Source organism: Desulfobacter sp. (assembly GCA_028768545.1).
GTDB lineage: Bacteria > Desulfobacterota > Desulfobacteria > Desulfobacterales > Desulfobacteraceae > Desulfobacter.
Map to the genome: position 1 here is coordinate 2,104,970 of CP054838.1, position 24,326 is coordinate 2,129,295.

General features: G+C 49.5%; 23 protein-coding genes and 1 pseudogene. 17 read left to right on the forward strand and 7 right to left on the reverse strand.

Going from position 1 to position 24,326, the window contains the following annotated elements:
* Positions 1-100: 100 nt before the first annotated feature.
* From HUN05_10075 to HUN05_10085, 3 genes are read right to left on the reverse strand one after another with little or no spacing between them, the layout of a single operon-like run.
* The gene (locus HUN05_10075) at positions 101-544 is read right to left on the reverse strand and encodes a D-tyrosyl-tRNA(Tyr) deacylase (GenBank protein WDP85432.1); all 444 of its coding nucleotides are present in this window, start codon (positions 542-544) and stop codon (positions 101-103) included.
* A gap of 44 nt (positions 545-588) precedes the next feature.
* Positions 589-1,437 (reverse strand): histidinol-phosphatase, encoded by an 849-nt coding sequence (locus tag HUN05_10080; protein WDP85433.1) that lies wholly within the window; start codon positions 1,435-1,437, stop codon positions 589-591.
* 56 nt (positions 1,438-1,493) lie between these two features.
* Positions 1,494-2,789 carry a radical SAM domain-containing protein gene (locus HUN05_10085; GenBank protein ID WDP85434.1) on the reverse strand — a complete coding sequence of 432 codons (1,296 nt, stop codon included), beginning with the start codon at positions 2,787-2,789 and terminating at the stop codon, positions 1,494-1,496.
* 363 nt (positions 2,790-3,152) lie between these two features.
* Here HUN05_10085 and HUN05_10090 point away from each other — a divergent pair, with 363 nt between their 5' ends.
* A complete protein-coding gene (locus tag HUN05_10090; protein WDP85435.1) occupies positions 3,153-4,271 on the forward strand; it encodes a Coenzyme F420 hydrogenase/dehydrogenase, beta subunit C-terminal domain in 1,119 nt (372 codons plus the stop codon).
* A gap of 127 nt (positions 4,272-4,398) precedes the next feature.
* On the opposite strand, the gene HUN05_10095 is transcribed toward HUN05_10090, so the two are convergent.
* The gene (locus HUN05_10095; GenBank protein ID WDP85436.1) at positions 4,399-4,602 is read right to left on the reverse strand and encodes a cold-shock protein; all 204 of its coding nucleotides are present in this window, start codon (positions 4,600-4,602) and stop codon (positions 4,399-4,401) included.
* A 425-nt stretch (positions 4,603-5,027) separates the two neighbouring features.
* Here HUN05_10095 and HUN05_10100 point away from each other — a divergent pair, with 425 nt between their 5' ends.
* The 13 genes and pseudogenes from HUN05_10100 to HUN05_10160 all read left to right on the forward strand — a co-directional run bounded on the left by HUN05_10100 (position 5,028) and on the right by HUN05_10160 (position 19,652).
* Entirely contained in the window at positions 5,028-5,681 is a 654-nt protein-coding gene (locus tag HUN05_10100; GenBank protein ID WDP85437.1) for a methyltransferase domain-containing protein, read from the forward strand.
* Positions 5,682-5,906: 225 nt separating this feature from the next.
* Positions 5,907-6,998, forward strand: a complete 1,092-nt coding sequence (locus tag HUN05_10105; GenBank protein ID WDP85438.1) for a DUF3524 domain-containing protein — start codon at positions 5,907-5,909, stop codon at positions 6,996-6,998.
* A 245-nt stretch (positions 6,999-7,243) separates the two neighbouring features.
* The gene (locus HUN05_10110) at positions 7,244-8,380 is read left to right on the forward strand and encodes a (Fe-S)-binding protein (GenBank protein ID WDP85439.1); all 1,137 of its coding nucleotides are present in this window, start codon (positions 7,244-7,246) and stop codon (positions 8,378-8,380) included.
* A 41-nt stretch (positions 8,381-8,421) separates the two neighbouring features.
* A complete protein-coding gene (locus HUN05_10115; GenBank protein WDP85440.1) occupies positions 8,422-11,472 on the forward strand; it encodes a CoB--CoM heterodisulfide reductase iron-sulfur subunit A family protein in 3,051 nt (1,016 codons plus the stop codon).
* A 25-nt stretch (positions 11,473-11,497) separates the two neighbouring features.
* Positions 11,498-11,695, forward strand: a complete 198-nt coding sequence (locus HUN05_10120; GenBank protein WDP85441.1) for a hydrogenase iron-sulfur subunit — start codon at positions 11,498-11,500, stop codon at positions 11,693-11,695.
* A 3-nt stretch (positions 11,696-11,698) separates the two neighbouring features.
* Positions 11,699-11,914 carry a hydrogenase iron-sulfur subunit gene (locus HUN05_10125; GenBank protein ID WDP85442.1) on the forward strand — a complete coding sequence of 72 codons (216 nt, stop codon included), beginning with the start codon at positions 11,699-11,701 and terminating at the stop codon, positions 11,912-11,914.
* Positions 11,915-11,966: 52 nt separating this feature from the next.
* Positions 11,967-12,134: an FAD-dependent oxidoreductase gene (locus HUN05_10130; protein ID WDP85443.1), complete on the forward strand. Its 168-nt coding sequence runs from the start codon at positions 11,967-11,969 to the stop codon at positions 12,132-12,134.
* 15 nt (positions 12,135-12,149) lie between these two features.
* Positions 12,150-13,490 carry a CoB--CoM heterodisulfide reductase iron-sulfur subunit A family protein gene (locus tag HUN05_10135; GenBank protein WDP85444.1) on the forward strand — a complete coding sequence of 447 codons (1,341 nt, stop codon included), beginning with the start codon at positions 12,150-12,152 and terminating at the stop codon, positions 13,488-13,490.
* Positions 13,491-13,502: 12 nt separating this feature from the next.
* Positions 13,503-15,191 (forward strand): CoB--CoM heterodisulfide reductase iron-sulfur subunit A family protein, encoded by a 1,689-nt coding sequence (locus HUN05_10140; protein WDP85445.1) that lies wholly within the window; start codon positions 13,503-13,505, stop codon positions 15,189-15,191.
* A gap of 55 nt (positions 15,192-15,246) precedes the next feature.
* A complete protein-coding gene (locus HUN05_10145; protein ID WDP85446.1) occupies positions 15,247-15,702 on the forward strand; it encodes a hydrogenase iron-sulfur subunit in 456 nt (151 codons plus the stop codon).
* Positions 15,699-16,496, forward strand: coding sequence for a 4Fe-4S binding protein (locus tag HUN05_10150; GenBank protein WDP85447.1), 798 nt, complete (start codon positions 15,699-15,701; stop codon positions 16,494-16,496). The genes HUN05_10145 and HUN05_10150 overlap by 4 nt, the downstream gene beginning before the upstream one ends.
* A 73-nt stretch (positions 16,497-16,569) precedes the next feature.
* Positions 16,570-18,609, forward strand: coding sequence for a formate dehydrogenase subunit alpha (gene fdhF / locus HUN05_10155; GenBank protein WDP85448.1), 2,040 nt, complete (start codon positions 16,570-16,572; stop codon positions 18,607-18,609).
* Between the two features lie 100 nt (positions 18,610-18,709).
* Positions 18,710-19,652: pseudogene (locus HUN05_10160) on the forward strand (ribose-phosphate pyrophosphokinase).
* A gap of 29 nt (positions 19,653-19,681) precedes the next feature.
* Here the strand turns inward: HUN05_10160 and HUN05_10165 are convergent.
* Together HUN05_10165 and HUN05_10170 are read right to left on the reverse strand one after the other, a co-directional pair.
* Complete coding sequence (locus tag HUN05_10165; protein ID WDP85449.1) at positions 19,682-19,972, reverse strand: hypothetical protein; 291 nt, start codon at positions 19,970-19,972, stop codon at positions 19,682-19,684.
* Positions 19,956-20,411 carry an iron-sulfur cluster assembly scaffold protein gene (locus HUN05_10170; protein WDP85450.1) on the reverse strand — a complete coding sequence of 152 codons (456 nt, stop codon included), beginning with the start codon at positions 20,409-20,411 and terminating at the stop codon, positions 19,956-19,958. Before HUN05_10170 ends, HUN05_10165 begins: the two co-directional genes overlap by 17 nt.
* A gap of 362 nt (positions 20,412-20,773) precedes the next feature.
* Between HUN05_10170 and wtpA the strand changes: the two genes are divergently transcribed.
* From wtpA to HUN05_10185, 3 genes are read left to right on the forward strand one after another with little or no spacing between them, the layout of a single operon-like run.
* Entirely contained in the window at positions 20,774-21,748 is a 975-nt protein-coding gene (gene wtpA, locus HUN05_10175) for a tungstate ABC transporter substrate-binding protein WtpA (protein ID WDP88019.1), read from the forward strand.
* 3 nt (positions 21,749-21,751) lie between these two features.
* Positions 21,752-22,540 (forward strand): ABC transporter permease, encoded by a 789-nt coding sequence (locus tag HUN05_10180; protein WDP85451.1) that lies wholly within the window; start codon positions 21,752-21,754, stop codon positions 22,538-22,540.
* A 3-nt stretch (positions 22,541-22,543) separates the two neighbouring features.
* Complete coding sequence (locus tag HUN05_10185) at positions 22,544-23,584, forward strand: ABC transporter ATP-binding protein (GenBank protein WDP85452.1); 1,041 nt, start codon at positions 22,544-22,546, stop codon at positions 23,582-23,584.
* Positions 23,585-23,650: 66 nt separating this feature from the next.
* Here HUN05_10185 and HUN05_10190 read toward each other — a convergent pair whose 3' ends face one another.
* Entirely contained in the window at positions 23,651-24,178 is a 528-nt protein-coding gene (locus HUN05_10190) for a C40 family peptidase (protein ID WDP85453.1), read from the reverse strand.
* Between the last annotated feature and the right edge of the window lie 148 nt (positions 24,179-24,326).

Consider the following 24,326-nt stretch of genomic DNA (forward strand, 5'->3'; position numbering starts at 1 on the left):
TTGTTAAATCCCAATGCTGTATTTAAAGTTGGACAAGATCTTAAGCGTTCCGGAATCAAAAAGGGGCCTTGGCAGATCCTGGGGAATACTCTTTTTTTTGTCATGGCCTGGATTCCAGGATCAGGGTCACCGGACCCTGCTTGAACAGGGATACGTCCATATTGGCCTGGAATTGCCCGGTTTTTACCACCACGCCGGCATCTGCGGCCTTGGCTGTAAAATAGGTATAGAGCCGGTTGGCCTCCTCCGGCCGGGCTGCCTTGATGAATGACGGGCGGCGGTCTTTTTTACAATCCCCCATAAGGGTGAACTGGGAGACCACCAAAAGCTCACCTTTGACATCCTTGAGAGAGAGATTCATTTTACCCTGGTCATCTTCAAACACCCTCAGGTGAATAATTTTATCCACCAGGTAGTCGGCCTCTTTTTCACTGTCTTTGTCGGCCACGCCTAAAAGGACCATCAAGCCCTTTGTAATGCGGGAAATAATGGTGTTGTCTACGGTGACCTGGGCATTTTTGACCCGTTGTACAATTGCTTTCATAGGGATGCTTTCATCGGGGTGATTTCATGGGTTTCAGGTGAGTTTCAGGGCTTGATTTCAGGCGCTGGCCAACAGGTGGAAAATCCCTTTGCCTCAATTTTTTGGATGGCTTCTGCCACAAATGCGCCGGCCTGTTCTGCGCTGTGGGCGTCGTCCCCGGGAACCACCCGAATGCCTAAATTTTTTGCCTGGTCCAGAATATGGGTTCCAGGGTAGGGAAGATCTTCCCCCCGGGACAGGGGGCGAAGATTGTAATCCAGGACCAGGTCCAGGGCTTTGATCCGCTCAAGGTTGCGCCTGATTTTTTTCTTTATCCCAGGGGTGTTAATCCGGGTTTCAAAATCCTTGTCAAAGATGCGGATCAAATCAAAATGTCCGACCACAAAAGGACGAAGGGCTTCTATCATTTCAAGCTGGGCATCAAAATAGGCCAGGTACATGGCCTCAACAGAGCCAAGCGTCTTGGCAATCGCTTCATATCCCTCACGGGAATAGTCAAAACAGATATCATTGACATGGTGGACAGAGCCGACAATATAATCCGGATTGAATTGTTGGATCAGCTCTTTTATAAAATCAAATCCTGTGCTCAGGGTCTCGGTTTCAAATCCCTTGTAAATGAGGATTTTGTCTTTGTATTTGATTTTAAGCCGGTCAAGCTCTTTAAAATACCGGGCAAACCGGTCGATCAGATCCCTGGCGTTAAGGCCTATGCGGATTTCGTCAGGGTATAAAAATTGGTCTGTTGGCGGGGGCATGTGCTCGCTGATGCCCACCTGTTTAAATCCTTTTTGAATATAGGCTTGGATCAGGTCTTCAAGACAATCTTTGGCATGGGAGCAGAACTGGCCGGAATGTCCGCCGTGCAAAGATATGAGTGCTGGATAGGTCATGGCCGGAATTTACCAGCAAAGGGGTGAAAAATCAAGTCGGCCCGGACACCTTTGAATTACAGCCGCTGGATGATATAGAGAAACATGGGCAGCCGGCTTTGGGTTTTCAGGTGGTAAAAGTCAAAGAGGACTTCTCTGGAGGGCTTTCCAAATTGCAGGGGGGAAAGGTATACACTGCCCTTGGGCCGGGTGAATTTGAATTTTTCCCGGACCAGCGCTATCATGGCAGGGGGGTGCCCCGGGGGCAGGTTTTCATCCATGATAAAATTACATGTCATTTCAATGCGGTCAAAACGCTTGTTGATGGCCTGCATCCGGTCAAATGCAAGACCCACCTTTTTGGGGGTGACAGGCTTGCCAATGCGTTCTAAAGTGGCCTGGTCAAAGGATTCAAGCCCGATGTTGATATGGGTGTGAAATGGGGATTTGTTCAATCGGGTAAAAAGTGATTCCCGGGCATTGAGCAGGGCATCCACTGAACCGAAAATATAAAGCCTCGGGTTTTTCATGTAGGCGTTGCCGAGATTCAAGACCTTGTGGGCTTTGGCTGCTGAGTATAAAATCAGGTCCGCCGGCGCGTTCAGCGCATCGTGCTCCCCTAAAAAAAGGCTGTTGTAATTTATGAGATCATTGGCGTACAAGTCTTTGAACGCATCCAACTGATCATCAATGTTTTTTTGGGATCTTGGGGAGAATGGTTTTTTATTTTTTACCTTGCAGAACCGACACTTGTAAAGACAGCCGTCAGCAATGGTCAAGGGGATAACGTCATAATCCGAATGCCGGGCGTCCGGAGGCAGAACCGTGGTCCGGGCACCCGGGATTTTAAACAGTCGATCTGCTTTATCTGCAAGGTCTGCAGGCGTTTTTGATTTGATCTTATCCACCCAGGACCTTATGGGGCCGGGCATTTTTTTTTCTTTGATTTGGATCTCGGCCAGGGTCTGGTGCCAGCGCTTTGACAGCCTTGCCACCTCTGGTTCCTCAAAGGGCTTTCCCCCTAAAAGGGAATTGGTGGTGTAGACAAGGTTGGGTAAATAATATTCGCCAATGGATTCAAATACACCTGCATATCCCCCTGTGGAATAGTAGATCCAGTCGTTACCCTTGGTCCGTTTGAGCCATTCCTGGGGATGGGACCATTGGTCTGTTTTGGAACGGGCATGCCTGATTTCGTTGTTCAGATCAAATTCAAGGATGATGTTTTGGGTTTCCAGTCTTGAAAAGATGCCGTATTTTATTGGAAAGGAAATTTTTTCATAGGTGTTGCTGCCCTGGCAGTTGAGTTCTATGGAAAGGGACTCATCCCTATATTTTGTCCTTGGGTAGACTGTAAAATTGTTTGTCTCCATTTGCCTTTTGTTTGTCTCCATCTTCACATTATCAGGGCAGATTCTCTTTACAACTGGATTGTGGGATTTGCAATCTTTTTCTGGGTAAATCTGTTTAAGGTTTAATCAGGGTCATGGGTTAAAAGGGCGAAAGAATCCTGCCTGATCCCAGGGTTGTGAACAGCATTCGTTTGAAGAAACATTTCCAAATGTTCATCAATTTTTTTTGCGGTTGTCTTTGACAAAGACAGGGGATCTGATCTAAGATGGTGAATATAAAATAGGTTTCACATCTCTATGAATTTGTTTGATGCATCCTAAAGAAGATATACGGTAAGACAAAACCATATAAGGCAAAAACTCTTAACTGATACAGGAGGGCGTATGAACAAAACCTTTTTTAATCTGATTCAGGACGTTCAGAAAAATGGGAAATGTCATCATTGCGGCGGTTGCGTCACATTCTGCTCAGCGATTAATTACGGGGCTTTGGATTTGGACGAGACGGGCAAGCCGCGTTTTGGTGAGATCGAGAAATGTATCGAGTGCGGGCTCTGCTATTCCATTTGTCCGGAGACAGAAGAACTTGATCTGGAGATCAAGAAGAATTTAGGCTGGGAAGCACCCTACGGAAAGATGATCGGCACCTCTGTTTCCCGGGCCAGGGATGAAGAACTCAGATCGAGGGGAACTGACGGGGGGATTGTCACGGCTATTTTGACCCATCTTTTTGACAATGGTCGGATCAACGGTGCCATCGTTTCCAAGAATACCGAAGACGGACGAATCCCTTTTTTGGCAACCACCCGGGAGGAATTGATGGATTCGGCAGGCTCTTGTTTTCATCATTCCCACGGCATGACCCGTTTGGCAAAGGCCTATAATACCTTTTCTCCTTCCATTGCAGCATTGGGGCGGTTTCGCACAGGAATTCCAGACCGGCTTGCCTTTGTGGGAACGCCCTGTCAGATCAATACCATGCGCAAAATGCAGGCCATGGGAATCGTTCCTGCGGATGCGGTATCCTATTGTTTTGGTCTTTTTTGTTCTGGCAATTTTCTCTTTGATGCCGAGGCGTTCAGGCATATTGAAAACCGGTATCAATTCAGATATGCAGATGTTGAAAAGATTAATATCAAAGAAGATTTTATTTTTACCCTTTACTCGGGAGCTAGTATTCAGGTTCCGGTTGACGAGCTTGATGATGTGAAGCGGGAGGCTTGCCAGTTCTGCAGTGATTTTTCAGCTGAATACGCAGATATCTCCTTTGGTGGTTTAGGCGCGGAATCCGGATGGACAACCGCCATGACCCGGACCCGGCTTGGAAAAGAGGTGATGGCCGAGGCCATGAAAAAAGTGCTTGAGCCCTGGGCCCATAAAGAAGGGGTAAAGGCGATTACATTTGCGGAAAATAAGGTAAAGAATGCCTGTGATGTGAAAAAACAGCGGGCTGACGCGTATATTGAATCCGTGTCAGCACCCAAGGTCAAGATTGTGTCTTAATATCAGGATTTAGAGTATGTCCTTTTTTGCAGCAAAGAGGAGGGCATAGAAGCAAAGGCCTGTAAACACAAAAAAGCTCCGGACGTCAAAGCGTCCGGAGCTTTTTATAAGCAAATAAAATGGCTGACTAAAGCACGGTTACATTTGTCGCCGCAGGGCCTTTTTGTCCTTCTTCAATATCAAAGGATACGCGATCCCCTTCATTGAGGGATTTGAAACCCATTGCGTTAATTCCTGAATGATGAACAAATACATCTTTTCCACCATCTTCTAATTCGATAAAACCAAAACCTTTTGAGTCGTTAAACCATTTTACGATACCATTTGTCATGTTGGCATGCTCCTGTAATAAAAAATAAAAAAAATCGCTTCTAACTTTGGGGGAGTAGACCACTTTTGAATATTGGGGATACACACCTTAAATAGGAAACTTCAGTGCTTCTTTATGCACAATTCGATAAGCATACAGACAAAAACGTGGAAAGTCAACCATTAAAAAGTTTATTGAATTCCAGGCATTTGTTCAACAAAGGGTTTATTCGATTGCCTTGCCTCTGATACCGTGTATGCTGAATACAGATATGCGAAGATTCTTGTTGAATCCAGACCGCTGATCAAATTCGGTCCATTCCAATTGAGTTTCATCAGATTTGAAAAATTTCCGGGCGGGCCCCGGGCTGGGAAGCGGTGGCGTCGATTCATTAAAAAACAATCAAAGAGACGGCCGTCGATCAACCGTTTCAAGCTGGAGTTGCCATGCCGCCATTTAGAATTTGTTATAAAACCATTGAAGTCGGTTCTATTGATATCCATGTCCGGACCCTTCGGGATATCATGCAATTCAGCGATATAGACAGGGTTGCTGAAAAGTTGGGGATTTCCTCTGCGGCATGGCCCATGTTTGGCGTTGTCTGGCCCTCCGGAGAAATACTTGCCAATTTTATGCTTGATTATAATGTAAAGGGAAAGCGGATATTGGAGGTGGGCTGCGGCATTGGTCTGGCCAGCCTGGTCCTGAACCATCGCCTGGCAGACATCTGGGCAACGGATTACCATCCTGAAGCAGGGTCATTTTTGGCTGAAAATGTGATACTCAACAAGGGGAAAAAAATTCCTTTTGTCCGTACGGGCTGGGCCGGGGATGAGAATGATTTGGGTCGGTTTGATCTCATTATTGGAAGTGACCTTTTGTATGAAAGGGATCATGTCGGGTTGTTGTCCGCCTTTATTGATGATCATGCAAAAAAACAATGTGCCGTTGTGATTGTGGATCCGGGGCGGGGGAATCATGCCTCTTTTAGCAAGCAAATGAAGGTCTTGGGATATTCCCATGCCCAGAGAAAACCTGCCAACAGTGAATACCTGGACAAACCCTTTAAAGGTCAGATACTTATGTATTCCCGGTCGTAAGCTTAAATTAACCAGACGGGCCTCGGTCAAGGGAGCCGGAATATAGACCAGGTCTTTTTGACACCTTGGTCATTGTATGGCAGATAATGACGGCCCAAAACTTGGGACTTACACATATTTATGATGCATTTTTAATCTAAAAAAATTTTCAGGGCTTGAACGGTGAGGTCTCGGGTTGAGCCTCTTTCCGGTTTGACGCACAGGATTGTTTGGAGGACATGTTTAGTGAAAGTTTTGTTTTTGGAACCGTTTTACGGGGGGTCCCACAAGGACGTGGCAAAGGGGTTTGCCCGGTTTTCCTCCCACGAGGTCTCGGTGATTACCCTGCCGCCAAGATTTTGGAAATGGCGGATGCGGGGAGCCGCCCTTTATTTTATCCGGGAAATCAAGGATCTTTCAGCCTATGATCTCATTTTTGCCACGGATATGATGGATCTGACTGATTTCAAAGGGCTGGCAGGGCCGGATTGTCCTCCCATAGCGCTTTATTTCCATGAGAATCAGCTTTCCTACCCGTTGGGACCCCATGAAAAAAGGGATTTTCATCTGGGGTTCACCAATATTGTCTCGGCCCTGGCCTGTGACGGTCTGTTTTTTAATTCCAGGTTTCATCTGGATGATTTTTTAACGGCGGCAAGGCAATTGATCAAGCAGATGCCTGATACAAGGCCATTGTGGATGATGGATGAACTTAAAGAAAAAGCCCAGGTGCTTTATCCGGGCTACCGGGTTAAGGGGGCCGGTCTGAACCTGGGCCGCAATGACCAGACTCCCCCTCTGGTGATTTGGAACCATCGCTGGGAGTATGATAAAAATCCTGACCTGTTTTTCAAGGTGCTCGGACAATTAAAGTCCAAAGGGGTGAAATTTCAACTGGCCCTCATGGGCGAGCAGTACGAGATTATTCCCAAGGTCTTTGAGCAGGCTCAAAAAGACTTTCAGGCCGAGCTTCTGGTCTATGGGTTCCAGGCCGTGGAAGAAACATACTGGGACTGGCTTTCAAAGGGAACTGTGGTGGTGAGCACGGCCATTCAGGAAAATTTTGGGATCTCGGTAATGGAGGCGGTTGCCCATGGCTGTTTCCCACTGCTGCCCAACCGACTCTCCTATCTGGAACTTATCCCAAAAGATTTGAAAAAAGAGGTGATCTATTCCTCTGAGTCAGGCCTTTTAAATCGCCTTGAACAGGTCCTTACCCTTTCTGAACAATATTTACCTGCCCGCAAGGTTTTATCCGAGCATGCCATTGGGTTTTCATGGGAAATATTGGCACGGCGCTGGGACATGATGTTGGAAAAGATTAGAAAGATTCCTTGACAAATAAGGTGTTTAGATTTAAACTAAAATTTTTACCTAAATAAATATGATGGGTAAAAAATATTCTTTTACAGTGAAATTTGTGCAGGACAGCGATTGTTTTTAAAAAAAATTAAACCACTATGGAGATTTTTTCCCTGGACGTTTTAGGGGATATAAAATACTGAGCAGGCCGGCCGTATATATATTGCCGGCCTGTCCTGGTTTGAATCTGGTTTTTTGATTTAATTTTGGGGATAAAATATATGCAGCTTTCACAACAGCAAATTGATTATTGTATGGAGTGCGGTGTGTGCACGGGATCTTGCCCTGTTGCCATGGCATTGGAAGGCTTTTCCCCCAGGCAGATGATCAAGCGGGCCATGGCCGACCCCCATGGCAATATTCTGGAGAGCCCTGATCTTTGGGCCTGTCTCTCCTGTTCAAGGTGTTCGGACCGGTGTCCTGTGGAGATTGATTTCCCCGGGTTTATCCGACGCTTTCGCAGCCGTGCACGGGACCGGGGCAACTTGCCCAGACTCAGCCATCACGGCATGTTCCAGACCATGACCCAGATCCAGGCGGCCCAGATTAAGAACAATCAGGGTGCGGTTGGAAAGAACAGGGTCGCCTGGGCCAGAGAATCGGGGAAAATTTTAGAAACGGGCGATTATTTTTATTTTTCCGGGTGTATTGCCCAATATGATGTGGCCTTTCAATACCTGGATCTTGAAATGATAAACACGGCCAAGAATAATTTAACTCTGCTCAATAAACTGGGTATTGAACCGGTTGTCTCTGAACAGGAGTGCTGCTGCGGCCATGATGCTTATTGGAACGGGGACGATGACATCGTTGAGATCCTGGCCAAAAAAAATATTGAGGCCATCCGTGCCTCGGGCGTGAAAACGGTGATTTTCGGATGCCCTGAAGGGTATTCCATGTTCCGGGAAGTCTATGCTGAAAAATTCGGCCCCCTGGAATTTGATCTGGTTCATATTACCGAATTCCTGGCCCGGCAGCTGCCAAAATTAGACCTTTGCTTTAAGGCAAAAACCCTTGACCGGGTTACCTTTCAGGATCCCTGCCGTCTGGGTCGGCGATCGGGTATTTACGAGGCGCCAAGAGAGTTGATACGCCAGGTGCAGGGGGTTGAACTGGCCGAGATGGAACATCATCGGGAAAATGCCATCTGCTGCGGCACCACCGGCTGGATGGAATGTTCGTCATGTTCCAAACTCATGCAGGTCCAGCGGCTTAAAGAAGCTCAGAACGCCGGGGCAAAGGCCATTGTAACGGCCTGTCCCAAGTGTCAGATTCATCTGACCTGTGCAACGAAAAATACAGACCATGACGTTGAGATTATCGATCTTGCCTCTTTTTTAACAGATCATCTGGCATAAACCTGAGGGGCAGGACATCTATATGAATCAGGAGTGAATGAATGGGAAATACAAAAAATATTCACGGGTCGGTAATGGTTGTGGGATCAGGGATTGCCGGAATGCAGGCCGCCCTTGATCTGGCAGATTCCGGATACCAGGTCCATCTGGTGGAAAAAAAGGCCTCCATTGGTGGGGTTATGGCCCAGCTGGACAAGACATTTCCAACCAATGACTGTGCCATGTGAGTGATCTCACCCAAACTGGTCGAGGTCGGCCGGCACCTGAACATCGAGCTTCACACCCTTTCAACGGTTCAATCCATTGAGGGTGAACAGGGCAATTTCCAGATTACCCTGAAACAGGCCCCCCGTTATGTGGACGTGGACAAATGTATTGCCTGCGGGGAGTGTACTCAAAAATGTCCGAGAAAAGTTGGGGATGAATTCAACGAAGGCCTGGTCAAGCGCAAGGCCATTTACGTGGATTATCCCCAGGCAGTTCCCTTGAAATATGCCATTGATCCTGAGTATTGTCTTAAGCTGCTCAAGGATAAATGCGGGACCTGTGCAAAGGTCTGTCCCACGGGCGCAGTCAATTACGAAGACACAGAAAAGATTTTGAATCTCAACGTGGGTTCTGTCATCCTGGCCCCGGGATTCAAGCCCTTTGATCCTTCAGGGCTGGACAATTACCAGTACAATGCATTTGCCAATGTGGTCACCTCCATTGAATATGAGCGGATTCTTTCCGCAGGCGGCCCCACCGGCGGCCATATTGAATGTGCCCCGGACCAGCGGGCGCCCAAAAAAATTGCCTGGCTTCAATGCATCGGCTCCCGGGACCAGAATAAATGCGGCAATGGGTACTGCTCTTCTGTCTGCTGCATGTATGCGGTAAAAGAGGCTATGATGACAGCCGACCATGTGGACGGTGATTTCCAGGCCTCCATTTTTCTCATGGACATGAGAACCTATGGCAAGGATTTTGAAAAATATTACGAGCGGGCCAAGGATGAAGGGGTGAGATTTGTCCGGTCCAGAATTCATACGGTGAACGAGAATTCGGATAAAACCCTGGACTGCACCTATGTGGCCGAAGAGGGCGTCAATGTTGTTGAAACCTTTGACATGGTGGTCTTGTCCATGGGCATGGAAACCCCCAAAGACCTGGCTGATCAGGTCAAGAAAATGGGCATTACCCTGGATTCCGACCGTTTTGTTGAAACCTCAAGTTTTGCCCCGGTATCCACAAATCGAGCGGGTATCTATGTGTGTGGCGCGCTTCAGGAACCCAAGGACATTCCTGTTTCCGTCATGGAAGCCTCTGCTGCGGCCTGCGATGCCGGCACCTGCCTGGCAAAGGCCAGGGGGAGTTTGACCCGGATTAAAACCTATCCCCAGGAAAAGGCGGTTGAAGCGCAAACGCCCCGCATCGGGGTCTTTGTCTGCAATTGCGGCACTAATATCGGCGGGGTGGTGGATGTCCCTTCTGTGGCAGCCTACGCCCGGACCCTTGACCATGTAACCTATGTGGAAGAAAATCTGTTTACCTGCTCCCAGGATACCCAGGACAAGCTTAAACAGGTGGTCGAACAGCAAAACCTGAACCGGGTGGTCATTGCCGCCTGTACCCCGAGAACCCATGAAGCCCTTTTCCAGGAGACCCTCAAAGATGCGGGCCTGAACAAATATCTGGTGGAAATGGCCAATATACGCAACCAGTGTTCCTGGGTTCACTCCAAGGCGCCGGAACTTGCCACTCAAAAATCCAAGGACCTGGTGAGAATTGCCGTGGCCAAGGCTGCCCTGATGAAACCATTGACACAGCCTGAGGTGGGGGTGACCCAGAAAAGCCTTGTCATCGGCGGAGGGGTTGCTGGAATGACAGCGGCCCTGGGGCTGGCCGACCAGGGGTTTTATACCTATCTTCTTGAGCAGAAAGATGATCTGGGGGGCTATGCCCTGAACCTGGATCATACCTGGAGAGGAGAGCCCATCCGTGAAAATATCGAAAAGATGATGGATAGGGTTCGTTCCTACACGTCCATTGAGGTGCTGACCCGGGCCAGTATTATCGAGACCAAAGGGTTTGTGGGAAATTTTGAGACCCGGGTTCAATCCTGCGGCCTTGATGGCGACACCGGCAAGGAGCGGGTTCTGGACCACGGGGCCGTGATTGTTGCCACGGGTGCGGTTGCGTCCACCCCGGATGAATATTTTTACAAAGAGGATGACCGGGTGCTCACCCATGTGGACCTGGACGCTGAACTGGAAAAGAATCCCGCCCGTCTGGAAGCTGCGTCTTCGGTTGTTTTCATCCAATGTGTCGGGTCCAGGGATCCCAGCCATCCCTATTGTTCAAAGGTCTGCTGCACCCATTCCATTAAAAAGGCGGTTCTGTTCAAAGACAAGAACCCTGACATGGATGTCTATATTCTGTACCGGGATATCAGGACCTATGGACAAAGGGAGCGGCTCTACAGGGAAGCCAGGGAAAAAGGAATTATTTTTATCCGGTATACCCTGGATGAAAAACCCGTGGTCGCCCCGGGCAGGGAGAGTCTTGCAATCCGGGTAAAAGACCGGATTCTCGGCATGACCCTTTGTATTGAGGCTGATTTTCTGGTCCTGGCCTCAGCCATTGAGGCTAAAAACAATGAGGATCTTGCCCAAAAGTTCAAACTCACCCTGAATGACGATCAGTTTTTCATGGAAGCCCATGCCAAGCTTCGTCCGGTGGATTTTGCCACGGACGGGATATTTCTCTGCGGCACGGCCCATTATCCCAAACCCATTGAAGAGTGCATTTGTCAGGCCAAGGCCGCCGCCTCAAGGGCTACGGTGGTGCTGTCCAAAGATAGTGTGACCGTGGACGGGGTGGTTTCCCATGTCAATGAGGCCCTCTGCCGGGGCTGCGCTGCCTGTGAAGATGCCTGTGCCTTTGGGGCCATTGAAGTCTTTGAAAATGAACACAAGGTAAAACTGGCAAGGGTCCAGCAGGCCCTGTGCAAGGGATGTGCGGCCTGTGCTTCTGCCTGCCCCACAGGCGCTGCTGGGGTGTATCACTATGACAATGAGGTGCTGGCTATGGTTGAGGCAGCACTGGATTAAACGTGTTTGAAATAAGGATGGCATAATGAGTTTTGATCCTAAAATTATTACCTTTGCCTGTAATTGGTGCTCTTATTCCGCAGCAGACCTGGCCGGTGTGAGCCGGTTCCAGTATCCGCCCAATATGCGGATTATCCGGGTCATGTGTTCCGGGGGCATTAACCCCAACTATATTCTCAAGGCCTTTGAAAAGGGGGCTGACGGGGTGCTGGTCTCGGGGTGACACATGGGGGACTGCCATTACCTGGACGGTAATGTAAAAGCGACCAAGACCTTTGAGATGACCAAACAATTGATGGCAGTTTTGGGCATTGATACGGACCGGATAAGGCTGGAATGGATTTCATCGGCCGAAGGCAATAAATTTGCCGATGTGGCAAACCAGTTTACAAAAGAGATTGAACGTCTGGGGCCTGCAAATATAAAGGGCCAGGCGGCATAGATACAAGAAAAACCGTGTGCTTATGAATGGCCCGCGGCTTGAGGAGGTTGATTTGACAACTGATATACTTGTTCTTGGAGGCGGTATTGCCGGGATTCAGTCTTCCCTGGATTTGGCGGAAATGGGGTTCAAGGTCCACCTGGTGGAGCGGCTGCCCTCAATCGGGGGGAAAATGGCCCAGCTGGACAAGACCTTTCCCACCAACGATTGCGCCATCTGAATTCTCTCGCCTAAGATGCTGGATGTCGGTCGACATCCCAACATAGAGTTGATGGCCTATTGCGAACTTGAATCCCTTGCAGGAGAGGCCGGGGATTTTAAAGCCAAAATTTTAAAAAAGGCAAGGTACGTGGATGCGGACAAGTGCACGGGCTGCGGTGCTTGTGCCGAAGCCTGCCCCACCCCTGTGTTGGATCTTTACAATGAGGGCCATGCCCATCGAAAGGCGGTCTATTCCTGGTTTGCCCAGGGAATTCCCTCCACCCATGCCATTGATCCGGATCACTGCCGGGTGCTGACCGGGAAGAAATGCGGGATCTGCGCTAAAAAATGCCAGGCCGGGGCCATTGACTTTGACCAGAAAGACCAGCGGGTTGAACTGAATGTGGGCGCGGTGGTGGTGGCCACAGGCTATGATATATTTGATCCTGATAAACTGCCTGAATACCGGTATAAAGCGCTTGATAATGTGATCACGGCCATGGAGTTTGAGCGGTTTTTGTCTGCTTCCGGCCCCACTGAAGGCCATATCTACAGACCCAGTGACCGGCGGATCAAGGCCCAGAAAGCGGCGGTCCTCAAAAAACACGCCAAATCAGCCAAAGGCCTTGCCCGGTTTGAGAAAAAATATGGGATGGATTCCCAGGCCTTTGTCCAAGGTCTGGAAGTCTCCCATGACCTGGCCAAGGATAAGGATAAATGGGCAGCCAAGGCCAAAAATCATGGCCGGCTGGCAGAGCAGCTCAAGATACTTGAAGAAAAGGTATCCAAAATTACGACTGCCAAAAAACTTGCCTTTATCCAATGTGTGGGCTCCAGGGACCTGCGGTTTTATCCTTTTTGTTCGGGGTATTGCTGCATGCATTCCATCAAAGAGGCCATCATTGCCCATGAGCATGACAATGATACCCGGTCTGTGATTTTCGGCATGGATATCCGGGCAGTGGGCAAGGGGTTTGAAGAGTATAAGGTCCGGGGGGGCAAGGGATCAGAAATTACATACAAGCGGTCCCGGGTGGCTGAGATTACCAAAGGTGACAACCAGTCCCCGGTACTGATCTACGAAGATACAACGGTACAAAAGGTGGTAAAACAAGAGTTTGACCTGGTGATTCTGGCCACGGCCTGTGCACCGGTTAAAAATGCACCTGAGGTGGCAAAGATCCTGGGTATTGATCTGGATCCCTATGGGTTTTTCAAGACCGATCCGGCCAATCCTCTGGATACCACAAGAGAGGGGGTTTTTGTCTGCGGCTGTGCCCACAGCCCCATGGACATTCCTGAATCCGTGGCCCAGGCAAGCTCTGCCGCTGCCAGGGCGGTCCAGACCGTGATCAAGGCCCAGAAGGCATCATAAAGGGGGGATAAGATGAGTAACAAGAATATAAAAACCAATGAAGCCCCCCGGATCGGGGTGTTTGTCTGTGACTGCGGATCTAATATCGCAGGTCATCTGGACTGTTCGGATGTGGCTGAATATGCCAAGACCCTGCCCCATGTGGTCTATGTCAAAGAAAATCTTTACACCTGTTCGGAATCCGGGATTGTTGAGATTAAAAAGGCCATTACCCAGGAAAATCTCAACCGGGTATTGGTGGCATCCTGTTCTCCAAGGACCCATCAGCCCTTATTCTCCAGCTCCTGTGCAGAAGCAGGCCTGAATCCTTATCTCTTTGAAATGGTGAATATCAGGGACCAGTGCTCCTGGGTTCACATGGGCAAAAGGGATGAGGCCACATCCAAGGCCAAAGATTTGATCAAGATGGGCGTGGCCAAGGCCGCAGGCCTTGAACCCCAGGAGGAAATCCAGTCTTCCTTGATCCGGAAAATTTTGGTCATTGGGGGCGGTATTGCAGGGCTGTCTGCTGCCCAGGCCCTGTCGGACATGGATTTGGATGTTATTCTGGTGGAAAAAACAAATCATTTTGGCGGGCTTCTCCAGTCGGTCAATACCCTGGATACCGGAGAAACTGCCAAAGATTTTTTAAGCCGGGTGATCGCAGATGTTGAATCCCGGGCCAATATTACCTGCCATCCCGGGGCCCAGGTCAAGGAGACCGGGGGATATATCGGCAATTATGAGGTTAAGATCCAGACCCAAGAGGGTGAGGTCACAGAACAGGTCGGTGCCATGGTCGTGGCCACGGGAGCGCTTCCGCTGACTCCCCGCGGTATTTTCGGATACGGGCACCCCGGGGTGATCACCCTCATGGACCTGGAGCGAAAGCTTTCGACCGATACCCTTGAAGATTCAGGGTTTGCCGGAAAACGGGCGATTTTTATCCAGTGCGCCGGTGCCAGGACCAAAGAGAGAGCGTATTGCTCACGGATCTGCTGCATGATTGGCGTAAAAAGTGCCATGGCCGTAAAGAAAAAATATCCTTTGGCAGATGTCCGGGTGCTTTACCGGGATATGCAGATGTACGGAACTCACAAGGAACAGATGCTCTGGGATGCCCGGGGCCTTGGGATCCGTTTTGATGTTTATTCCCCTGAAAATCCCCCAAAGGTTGAGCCGGGGAAAATCTCATACTTTCAGACCGTCACAGGAGAGGATATTGAGTTGGAAACGGATCTGGTGGTATTGTCCACGCCTTTGACGGCCCGCAAAGAGACCGGGGCACTGGCCAATATGCTCAGGGTGCCCACGGACCAGAACGGATTTTTTTTAGAGGCCCATGCCAAGCTGCGGCCGTTGGATTTTGCAGCGGACGGCATTTTTCTGGCAGGTTCGGGAAGATACCCTGCAACGGCGGTTGAGGCAAGGACCCAGGGGATCGGGGTGGCCGCCAGGGTGGCGGCTATTTTGTTCAAGGACAAGCTGGTCAAAAGCGCCATTGTGGCCGAGATTGATCCTGCATCCTGCGTGGGCTGTCTGGCCTGTTTGTCCATGTGCCCCTATGAGGCCATTGACTATAACCGGGAAAAACGCATCTGCCAGATCAATGAGATTTTATGCAAGGGGTGCGGCAATTGCGCGGCCACCTGCCCGTCACATTCGGCCCAACTCAGGGGATTTAAGCCAAAGCAGCTTTTGGCACAGATCGGGGCCGTTTAAAGCCTGTGGCAAGCGCAAAGAGTTTCCATAATCAAACTGACTTAGGAATAAAACAATGAATGACCATAATTTTGAACCCAACATTATTTGCTTTTTGTGTACCTGGTGAGCATATGCCGCTGCTGACCTGGCTGGGGTCAGTCGTATGCAGTATCCGGCAAATATTCGTATTATCCGGGTCATGTGTTTGGGAAGCGTTTCCCCCCATCATGTGCTCAGATCATTTCAACAGGGGGTTGACGGGGTTTTTGTGGGGGGCTGACATCTGTCTGAATGCAATTACCTGTACGGTAATTATTCCACGGAAAAAAGGGTAAAGGTTCTCTCCCAGATGCTGGACTTTACCGGGATTGACCGCAACCGCCTCAGGGCGCGCTGGGTCTCTTCTGCTGAAGCGCCTGAGTTTGTGGAAGAGATAAATTCCTTTATTGATACATTGAAACAGCTGGGACCCTCGCCTTTGAAAACATCTGACCGGCAAGGGGCGGCTTTAGAGGCACAGACGAGATGATAGACAAGATAAAAGCACATGTGGCTCAGCTTTTGAGCGAAGAAAAGATCAAAGGGTTTGTGGGGCTGATAGAAAAAAACGGCCATGTGGCTCCCCATTTATTCCAGGACAAGGATGATCTTGAAGGACTTAGTCTGGGAGATTGTGAAAATGCTGGAGATGCGCGCTACCCTTTGAATAAAACCCTGGGTGTCATTGCCAGGGCCTATCCGGATGAGACCTTTGGCGTTCTGGTCCGGGGCTGTGATGAGCGGGGGCTTTACGGGTTATTTCGTTTAAATCAGCTCTTTGAAGACAGGGTGGTTTTGGTGGGGTTTTCCTGCCCAAAGGATCTGGCAGAAGCCTGTGAATGTAAAAAACCCTATCCCGATGCCATGGTGGCAGGGGAGCGTCTTGAGCCGCCGGACGCACTGCAGGTTGCAAATATGGACGGCAAAGGCCTGGAAGAACGGTTTGAATTCTGGCAGGCCCAGTTTCTCAAATGCATCAAATGTTACGGGTGCAGGGATGTCTGTCCCATGTGTTTTTGCAGGGAGTGCAGCCTGGAATGCGAAGATCTGGTCTCAAAAGGGGCCTTGCCAGTTGAGATCCCGGTCTTCCATTTGACCCGTGCCATGCACATGGCAGACCGGTGCGTGGACTGCGGACTCTGCGAAGAGGCTTGTCCCTCTGATATCCCCTTGCGGCTGCTCTATAAAAAGACAGCCCAGATCATGGATGCGGAATTTGGATTTTCATCCGGGATAAACAAGAACGAGAAATCCCCTTTGACGATGATGGGTCCGTCCAAATAGGGGCGCACCCCAAAGGAAAGGCTGAAAGCCGGGCAAGGGCCTGCCTGGGTTTCATATAAAAAGAGGAATTATCATGGAGTACCAGACAACGCTTACCACCTGCACCTATTGCGGATGCGGGTGCCATTTTTTTCTTGAAACCCTTGACGGAAAACTGATCAACACCATTCCCTGCAAAACCAGCCCGGTGAACCAGGGAAAGCTGTGCATCAAGGGGTGGAATGTCCACCAGTTTGTCCAGAGTGACAAACGGCTGACATCGCCCATGATCCGCAAGAACGGGGAGCTGACCCCTGTGTCCTGGGAGGAGGCCGTTGCCTATACTGCCCAGCGGCTGGGGACCATAAAAAAGGAAACGGGCAGCGACAGCATCGGGTTCTTTGCCTCGGCCAAGGTGACCAACGAAGAAAACTATCTCATGCAGAAATTTGCAAGGGCCGGGGTGGGCACCAACAATGTCGACCATTGCGCCCGATTGTGACATTCTTCAACTGTGGCAGGTCTTGCCGCAGCATTTGGGAGCGGTGCCATGACAAACTCTGTGGCTGAGATTGAAAATACAGATACCATTTTCATCATCGGTTCCAACACGGCAACGGCACATCCATTGGTGGCCACACGGATTTTCAGGGCCCTGGAAAAAGGTGCGCGCCTGGTGGTGGCCGATCCCAGAAAAAATCAGATTGCCGAGTTTGCCCATCTCTATCTTCGCCATAAGCCCGGAACAGATGTGGCCCTGCTCAACGCCATGATGAAAATCATTCTGATCGAGGGGCTGGAAGACCAGGCCTTTATTGGTGCCCATACTGAAGAATTTGAAGAATTCAAGGCTGTCATTGAAGGGGTGGATCTTGACCAGTGTGCGGCTGTCACAGGACTTAGCATCGAGGAGATCAAAGAGGCCGCCTTGCTCTACGCTTCGGCCGGTACGGCTACCATTCTTTATTGCATGGGCATTACCCAGCACACCAACGGGGTGGATAATGTAAAATCCCTGGCTAACCTGGCCATGATCACAGGAAATATCGGAAAAGAGGGGGCCGGGGTAAATCCTTTGCGGGGGCAGAACAATGTCCAGGGGGCATGTGACATGGGCGGGCTTCCCAATGTTTTTCCCGGATACCAGCCCGTGACTGTTGGCCAGGCCTCTAAAAAATTTGCCCAGGCCTGGGACGTGGATGCGCTGCCCACACAGATCGGGCTGACCATCCCCGAGATGCTCACGGCCATAGACAAGGGCAATCTCCACGGTCTGTGGATCATGGGGGAAAACCCCGTGGTGTCTGATCCCGATGCTGATCATGTTAAAAAGGCATTTAAAAAGATTGACTTTCTGGTGGTTCAGGACCTTTTTTTGACCCCCACGGCCATGCTTGCTGATGTGGTCCTGCCCGGCGCCTCTTTTGCCGAAAAAAACGGGACCTTTGTCAATACTGAGCGCAGGGTGTCAAGGGTGAGAAAGGCTGTTGAACCCATGGGGGAATCAAGGGCGGACTGGAAAATCATCCAGGATATTTCCAATGCGTTCGGCTATGCCATGGACTATGGGAAGGCCCAGGATATTTTTGACGAGATCGCCTCTCTAACCCCGGCCATGGCCGGGATTACCTATGATCGCCTGGAAGGAGACGGGATCCAATGGCCCTGTCCCACGCCTGAACATCCCGGGACCCCATATCTTTACAAGAATGGAAAGTTTACCCGGGGCAAGGGCATGTTTCACGGGGTTGAATACAAGGGCCCGGCTGAAGTGGTGGATGAAGAGTACCCTTTGTGGATGACCACAGGGAGGGTCTATGCCCACTATCACACCGGCACCATGACACGGAATTCAGAGCGCCTTGACGCTGAAATTTCCCAGGGGTTTATGGAAATCAACCCTGAAGATGCCGTTTCGATCGGAGTCTCAGATGGAGACCGCGTTAATCTTGCCTCAAGAAGAGGAGAGATTACCACCCGGGTCATGATCACCGAACGGGTGGGAAAAGGGCTGGTATTCATGCCCTTTCATTTTGAAGAGGCCAATGTCAACAAACTGACCAATCCGGCCTTTGATCCCATTGCCAAGATTCCTGAGTTCAAGGTCTGTGCCGTGAAGGTGACAAGACTCTGACAAACGGGGCTGTAAAATTTTTATCTTTTAACAAAGCCGCGTCATGAATTTGGAGCGGCTTTTTTGTTACCGCATCCCGCGTGGAAATAAAGGGGGGAAAATGAAAGACGAGCTGAAAATTTTTTCCGGAGGATCCAATGGGGGGCTTGCCCGGGAAATCTGTGATAATCTCAATATCCCCTTAAGCCGACTTGAGACTTCACGGTTTTCCAATGATAATCTTTTTGTCCAGATCAAAGAAAGCGTCCGGGAAAAAGATGTGTTTGTGGTTCAGTCGTTAACCTCTCCTGCATCTGATCATATCATGGAGCTGATGATGATTTTGGATGCCCTGCGTTCCGCTTCTGCCTGGCGGATCACGGCGGTGATTCCCTATTATTCCTATGCCCGGTCCGATAAAAAAGATGCCCCGAGAATATCCATTGCAGGACGGCTTATTGCCGATCTGTTAAAAACGGCCGGTGCAGACCGGGTATTGACCATGGACCTTCATGCGGATTCGGTTCACGGATTTTTCAGTGTTCCTGTGGACCATTTGACTGCGGTGCCCAGTATCTGCGATTATTTTGCAGACCATCTGGACCTGGCCCAAGTGGTGGTGGTGGCCACGGATGCCGGAGGCGCCAAAAGAGCGGGAAAGTTTGCCAAACGCCTGGGCACCCAGATGGCCATTATTGACAAACGCCGGATCAATGATTCCAGAGTCAAGCAAGGCCTGGTCGTGGGGGATGTCAAGGGGCGTGACGCCATTATTTTTGACGATGAAATTTTCACGGGGGGAACCCTTGTGGCCACGGTTGAAACCCTTGAACGGGCCGGGGTGAATAAAATTTATGTGGGGGCCACCCATCCGGTGCTTTGCGGGTCGGCATCCCAAAATCTTTGCGCATCGTCCATCAGCAAGGTCATTGTTTCAAATACCGTTCATATCCCAAAAGAAAAATTTTTTCCAAATCTTACGGTATTGTCTGTGGCCCCCCCTTTTTTCCAGGGCCATCGAACGAATCCACACCGGGGAAAGTGTGAGTGCTCTGTTTACCTGAGAAAAAGAAAGCTGCCGTCACAGACAAACTCACCATCCTGATCCAGGCAGATTTTTCCAGATCATCTTAAGGGGCCCGCCTTCTGTTTTGATTTCAACACCATGGGGATTTTTAGAGAAATTTAGAACTGCCCGGCTGATCCCGGTGAGTGCGGTTCTCAGTTCAGGAAAATCCCCGTTTTCAAGAAACCAGGTCAAGGCCCTTATCTGTTCATCCGTCCCAGGGTCAGGATGCTTAAAATAGGATTGGATCATCCGTTCCAGCCTGAGCTTTGCCGCTGTCTCAATGCAGTGGTGGCCTAAATCAAGGGGTATTTTCATGGGCCTTTTTTGTCACAAGCCTGCCCATATAATTATCAAGGGCAGCCTGGATGGTGCGGGCGGCTAGGGTGGTGCAGTGAAGATCACTGTCAGGCAGTTTCCCAATGGCGTTGAGCACCTGGTCCCCTGTAATTTCAGTGAGTTCTTCAGGGGTTTTGTTCAATGCCAGCTCTGATGCAAAGGAGCCGCTCACCCCTGACGAGGCGCAGCCATCGGTAAAATAGGAGGCAGATGCTACCCTGTTGTCTTTGAATTTTAAATAAATTTCCATGGTATCTCCGCACTCTCCTAATACCTTGCCGAATCCGTCGGGGTTTTTCATTCTGCCGTGGTATTTGGGGTTGCGCCATCTGTCAAATCCTTTTTCACCCAAGGCTTCTCTGGCTTCATCAAAGATATCTTCCTGCAGTTGATCCAAAAATTGGTCCAGGTTGCTCACGTATTTTCTCCTTTTTTGTCTGCCCGACTTTTAGGGCAGGGACTAACGGTTTACAAAACCCTGATGTCTGCAAAGATCAGACCAGAAGATCATGACCTTTTGTATTCAGGGAAACGCACCTCTTGGGCCATATCCGGGTCGCAATTTTGGTATTGCTTCTCTGGCCTTTTGTTGCATTCGTGCACAAGATAAGACCGACCGCCAATGGACGCAAGCAGATTTTTTCATGAAAACCTATGGAATTTGGACAATTTTTGAAGGATATCCCATATCGGTTAATTTTGGTGTGTATTTTGCTTTAAATTTCTAAAATTATAAATTATTTCTTAAAACAGATCAATATTAACTCAAAAGGAGGAATGATGAAAACATTAAACGCGGTTCTGATGATATTGTTTGTTTGTTTACTGGCCTGGCCCGGGGGGGTGGGGGCTCAACCTTCCGGAAAGCTGACAATTTTTCATGCTGGAAGCCTGACCGTTCCCTTTGCCGCCATTGAAAAAGCCTTTGAAGTCCAATATCCTGATGTGGATGTACTCAGGGAGGCCGGGGGCTCCACTAAAATGGCCCGGCTGATTTCCGAGGTGGGCAAAGAGGCGGATATCATGGCCTCCGCTGATTACAAGGTGATTGACAATAATCTTATTCCCAAATTTGCAGACTGGAATGTCAGGTTTGCCACCAATCAGCTGGTGCTCTGCTATACTGAGAACAGCCGGTTTTCAGATGAGATCAACGATAAAAACTGGTATGAGATTCTTTTGAAAAAAGGGGTGGAATGGGGACATTCAGATCCCAATCTGGATCCTTGCGGGTACCGCAGCCTCATGGTTTTGCAGCTGGCAGAAAAATTTTACAGCCAAACGGGTCTTTTCCAGGCCCTTTTGGACAATCGGCCCCAGAAAAATGTGCGGCCCAAGTCTGTGGAACTGGTCAACCTTTTAAAGACCGGCCATATGGATTATGCCTGGGAATATCTCTCCGTGGCCATCCAGCACGAGCTTAAGTATGTCACCCTGAACGATCATATCAATCTGGGCAATTACAAGTATGATAATTTCTACCAGCAGGCTGAAGTCAAGGTGACCGGGAAAAAAACAAATACCTGGAAAACCAAAAAAGGCAAATCCTGCACCTATGGGGTGACCCTGATCAAAAATAGCCCCAATCCCGAGGCGGCCAAAGCCTTTTTAGCATTCCTGCTCTCTCCGGACCATGGCTTGAAAACCCTCGAACAAATGGGCCAGCCTCCGTTTCTTCCTGCCCGGGTTCCAGATCAGACCATGGCGGGTAAACTGCCTGAAAATCTCTCCGTCCTGGTGGAAGTTAAAAACTGATCCATGACAAAGATGGACCATATGGGCAGGCTTTTTATGATTTTAAGCCTGCCCTTGATTCTTTTACTCACCCTGCCTCTGATCCAGATGACCACAGAGCCGAGTTTTGCCATGCTCATGGAGACCCTGGCAGACAAGGATGTGATGGTGGCTATTTTAAGATCCTTAAGCCTTTCTTTGGCCGCCGGCATCCTGGCCTTTGCCATGGGAACCCCCCTGGCCTATCTGCTGGCCAGAAAGCAGATTCCGGGCAAAAAAATCATTGAGGGGATCATTGATCTGCCCATCATGATTCCCCATCCTGTGGTGGGCATTGCCATTCTCAGCCTTGCCGGGAGAAATCATCCTTTGGGCAGGTTTCTTTCGGAAATTGGGATCCAGATCATGGGGACGAAAACAGGGATTGTTCTGGTCCTGATTTTTGTGGGTCTGCCATTTTATATCAATACGGTCAAGGCCGGGTTTGAAAGCGTGCCCCTGCGGCTTGAAAACGCATCCAGCACATTGGGGGCAGGGGCATTGGATACCTTCAGGCGGGTGACCCTGCCCTTGACCTGGCGCCATATGGTTTTAGGCATCATCATGTGCACGGCCCGGGCCATTTCAGAGTTCGGTGCCATTGTGATCGTGGCCTACCATCCCATGACAGCCCCTGTGATGATTTATGAACGGTTCACGGCCTATGGCCTTAAATATTCCCAGCCCGTGGCGGTCTGGCTGATTTTCATTTCCTTTGCCCTCTTTGTCATGCTCAGAATGATGACTCGGTCTGTACACCAGCATTATAGGTAAACAATGATTGCCTTTGAAAATATTCACCTGGACCTGTCCGGATTCAGCCTTAAAAATATCAATCTTGAGATCCGGGAAAAGGATTTTTTTGCATTGATCGGACCCACAGGGTCTGGCAAGTCACTTTTGCTTGAGGGGATCATGGGGCTGATGGACTTTAGTTCCGGAGGGGTTCGGTTTAAGGGCCGGGACATGACCGCCGTTCCTGTGGAGCTGCGGAACCTTGCCATTGTGTACCAGGATTTTGCCCTGTTTCCCCATCTGGATGTGACCCAGAATATTCTTTACGGCACAAAATACCATAAAATTTCAAAAAAAGAGGTGAGCGATCGGCTTTCCATGCTGGTTTCCACCCTGGGACTGGAAAATATCCTTGACAGACGGCCCCACAATCTCAGCGGCGGGGAAAAGCAGCGGGTGGCCCTGGCCAGATCCCTGATTTTAAATCCCAAGGTGCTGTTATTGGACGAGCCCTTATCCGCCCTGGATCCCTTATTTCACAACGAGGCTAAGCATCTTCTGGAAAAGATTCACCAGGAACTGGATATGACCATTGTCATGGTCTCCCACAATTTTAACGATGTGATTTATCTGGCCAACCGGGGGGCGATTATTCACAAGGGCCAAATCCATCAGCAGGGAGATATTATCACCCTTTTTGAAAAACCTGCGTCCAGGTTTATAGCCGATTTTGTGGGCATGAGAAATATCAGGCCTGTTGTTGTTCAACAGGGCCAACTAAAGATCCAGGACAGCGGTCTTGATATCCTGGCATCAGACCTGACAGAATCCGGGCATTGGCATATGGGCATCCGGCCCGAAGAGATTGTGCTCAATCCTAATGGGGCCGATCTTTGGGCCAACCGGTTTGAAGGGCGCATCAAAAAAATATCAAACCACGGGGTCTTTCTGGATTTGGTTTTATCAACACAGGATATGGATTTTGAGGCCATCTGGCCCCGCAGCTACCTGAGGGACCATAAACTTGAGGTGGGCCAGACGGTCGGGTTTGCCTTTCACCCTGAATCCGTACATATTTTTTAAAATTTTGATTCTCCTCAGGATCGGTCCGGGGTCAGAAAACCGTTGTGGGATGAGGGACCGCCTTTTTTATGGCAGTTTGGCCGGCAAAAGCATGTCGTGATCAAGCCTGAAAAATCCTTTCAGATGTTCCAGCCAATAGGCATGGTAGACCAGGTTTTCACTGTGAAAGGCAATGACCTGGCGTCTTTTTTCCGAGGCATAGATAAAGTGAAGCCGTCCTGAGGGGGCTACCTGGTACACCATGGCTGCAAGATTGTTGTCCAGAACAATGAGATCCCCATTTTGTACGCTGCTGATGTCAACCGGCTGGGTACGTTTGAGCAGGTAACGCATGGGAAGATAGGCCTTGTATTTTAGGCCTGCCTTTTGGGCGGCAATGGCATAGATGGTATAAAACAGCGAGGAGTTGTCTGTGGTGCCCGTCTGTTTGGGGTTTCCTCCCAATTTAAACGGCATGCCCACAAATTGTTCTGCAATGGCAGGGATATGCTGGTGAAAAAGGGTTGCAGGGCTTGAGTCCACCGGGCCTAACGGCTGTTCTGTCAATTTAAAAGAGGCCGGGTGGCTGGCCTGTGCCTGAATACCCCAGAACAAGATCAAACTCCAGACTGCCAAGTTCAGTTTTATTTGATGGTTTAATTTAATGGATATTTTCCTAAAAAATTGGGTTTTTTCCTGAAAATTCATTCACTATTTTTGGAGGTTTGAATACCTGTGGCCGTATCCTCATTTTGGGTGCAGG

Bases quoted from the DNA above. Each gene is read 5' to 3' on its own strand.
- HUN05_10150 (WDP85447.1), top strand. From the start codon at position 15,699: ATGATAGACAAGATAAAAGCACATGTGGCTCAGCTTTTGAGCGAAGAA.
- HUN05_10100 (WDP85437.1), top strand. From the start codon at position 5,028: ATGCCGCCATTTAGAATTTGTTATAAAACCATTGAAGTCGGTTCTATT.
- HUN05_10185 (WDP85452.1), top strand. From the start codon at position 22,544: ATGATTGCCTTTGAAAATATTCACCTGGACCTGTCCGGATTCAGCCTT.
- HUN05_10135 (WDP85444.1), top strand. From the start codon at position 12,150: ATGCTGGATGTCGGTCGACATCCCAACATAGAGTTGATGGCCTATTGC.
- HUN05_10095 (WDP85436.1), bottom strand. From the start codon at position 4,602: ATGACAAATGGTATCGTAAAATGGTTTAACGACTCAAAAGGTTTTGGT.
- HUN05_10090 (WDP85435.1), top strand. From the start codon at position 3,153: ATGAACAAAACCTTTTTTAATCTGATTCAGGACGTTCAGAAAAATGGG.
- HUN05_10180 (WDP85451.1), top strand. From the start codon at position 21,752: ATGACAAAGATGGACCATATGGGCAGGCTTTTTATGATTTTAAGCCTG.
- HUN05_10110 (WDP85439.1), top strand. From the start codon at position 7,244: ATGCAGCTTTCACAACAGCAAATTGATTATTGTATGGAGTGCGGTGTG.
- HUN05_10120 (WDP85441.1), top strand. From the start codon at position 11,498: ATGAGTTTTGATCCTAAAATTATTACCTTTGCCTGTAATTGGTGCTCT.
- HUN05_10080 (WDP85433.1), bottom strand. From the start codon at position 1,437: ATGACCTATCCAGCACTCATATCTTTGCACGGCGGACATTCCGGCCAG.
- HUN05_10140 (WDP85445.1), top strand. From the start codon at position 13,503: ATGAGTAACAAGAATATAAAAACCAATGAAGCCCCCCGGATCGGGGTG.
- HUN05_10165 (WDP85449.1), bottom strand. From the start codon at position 19,972: ATGAAAATACCCCTTGATTTAGGCCACCACTGCATTGAGACAGCGGCA.
- HUN05_10125 (WDP85442.1), top strand. From the start codon at position 11,699: ATGGGGGACTGCCATTACCTGGACGGTAATGTAAAAGCGACCAAGACC.
- HUN05_10075 (WDP85432.1), bottom strand. From the start codon at position 544: ATGAAAGCAATTGTACAACGGGTCAAAAATGCCCAGGTCACCGTAGAC.
- HUN05_10085 (WDP85434.1), bottom strand. From the start codon at position 2,789: ATGGAGACAAACAATTTTACAGTCTACCCAAGGACAAAATATAGGGAT.
- wtpA (WDP88019.1), top strand. From the start codon at position 20,774: ATGAAAACATTAAACGCGGTTCTGATGATATTGTTTGTTTGTTTACTG.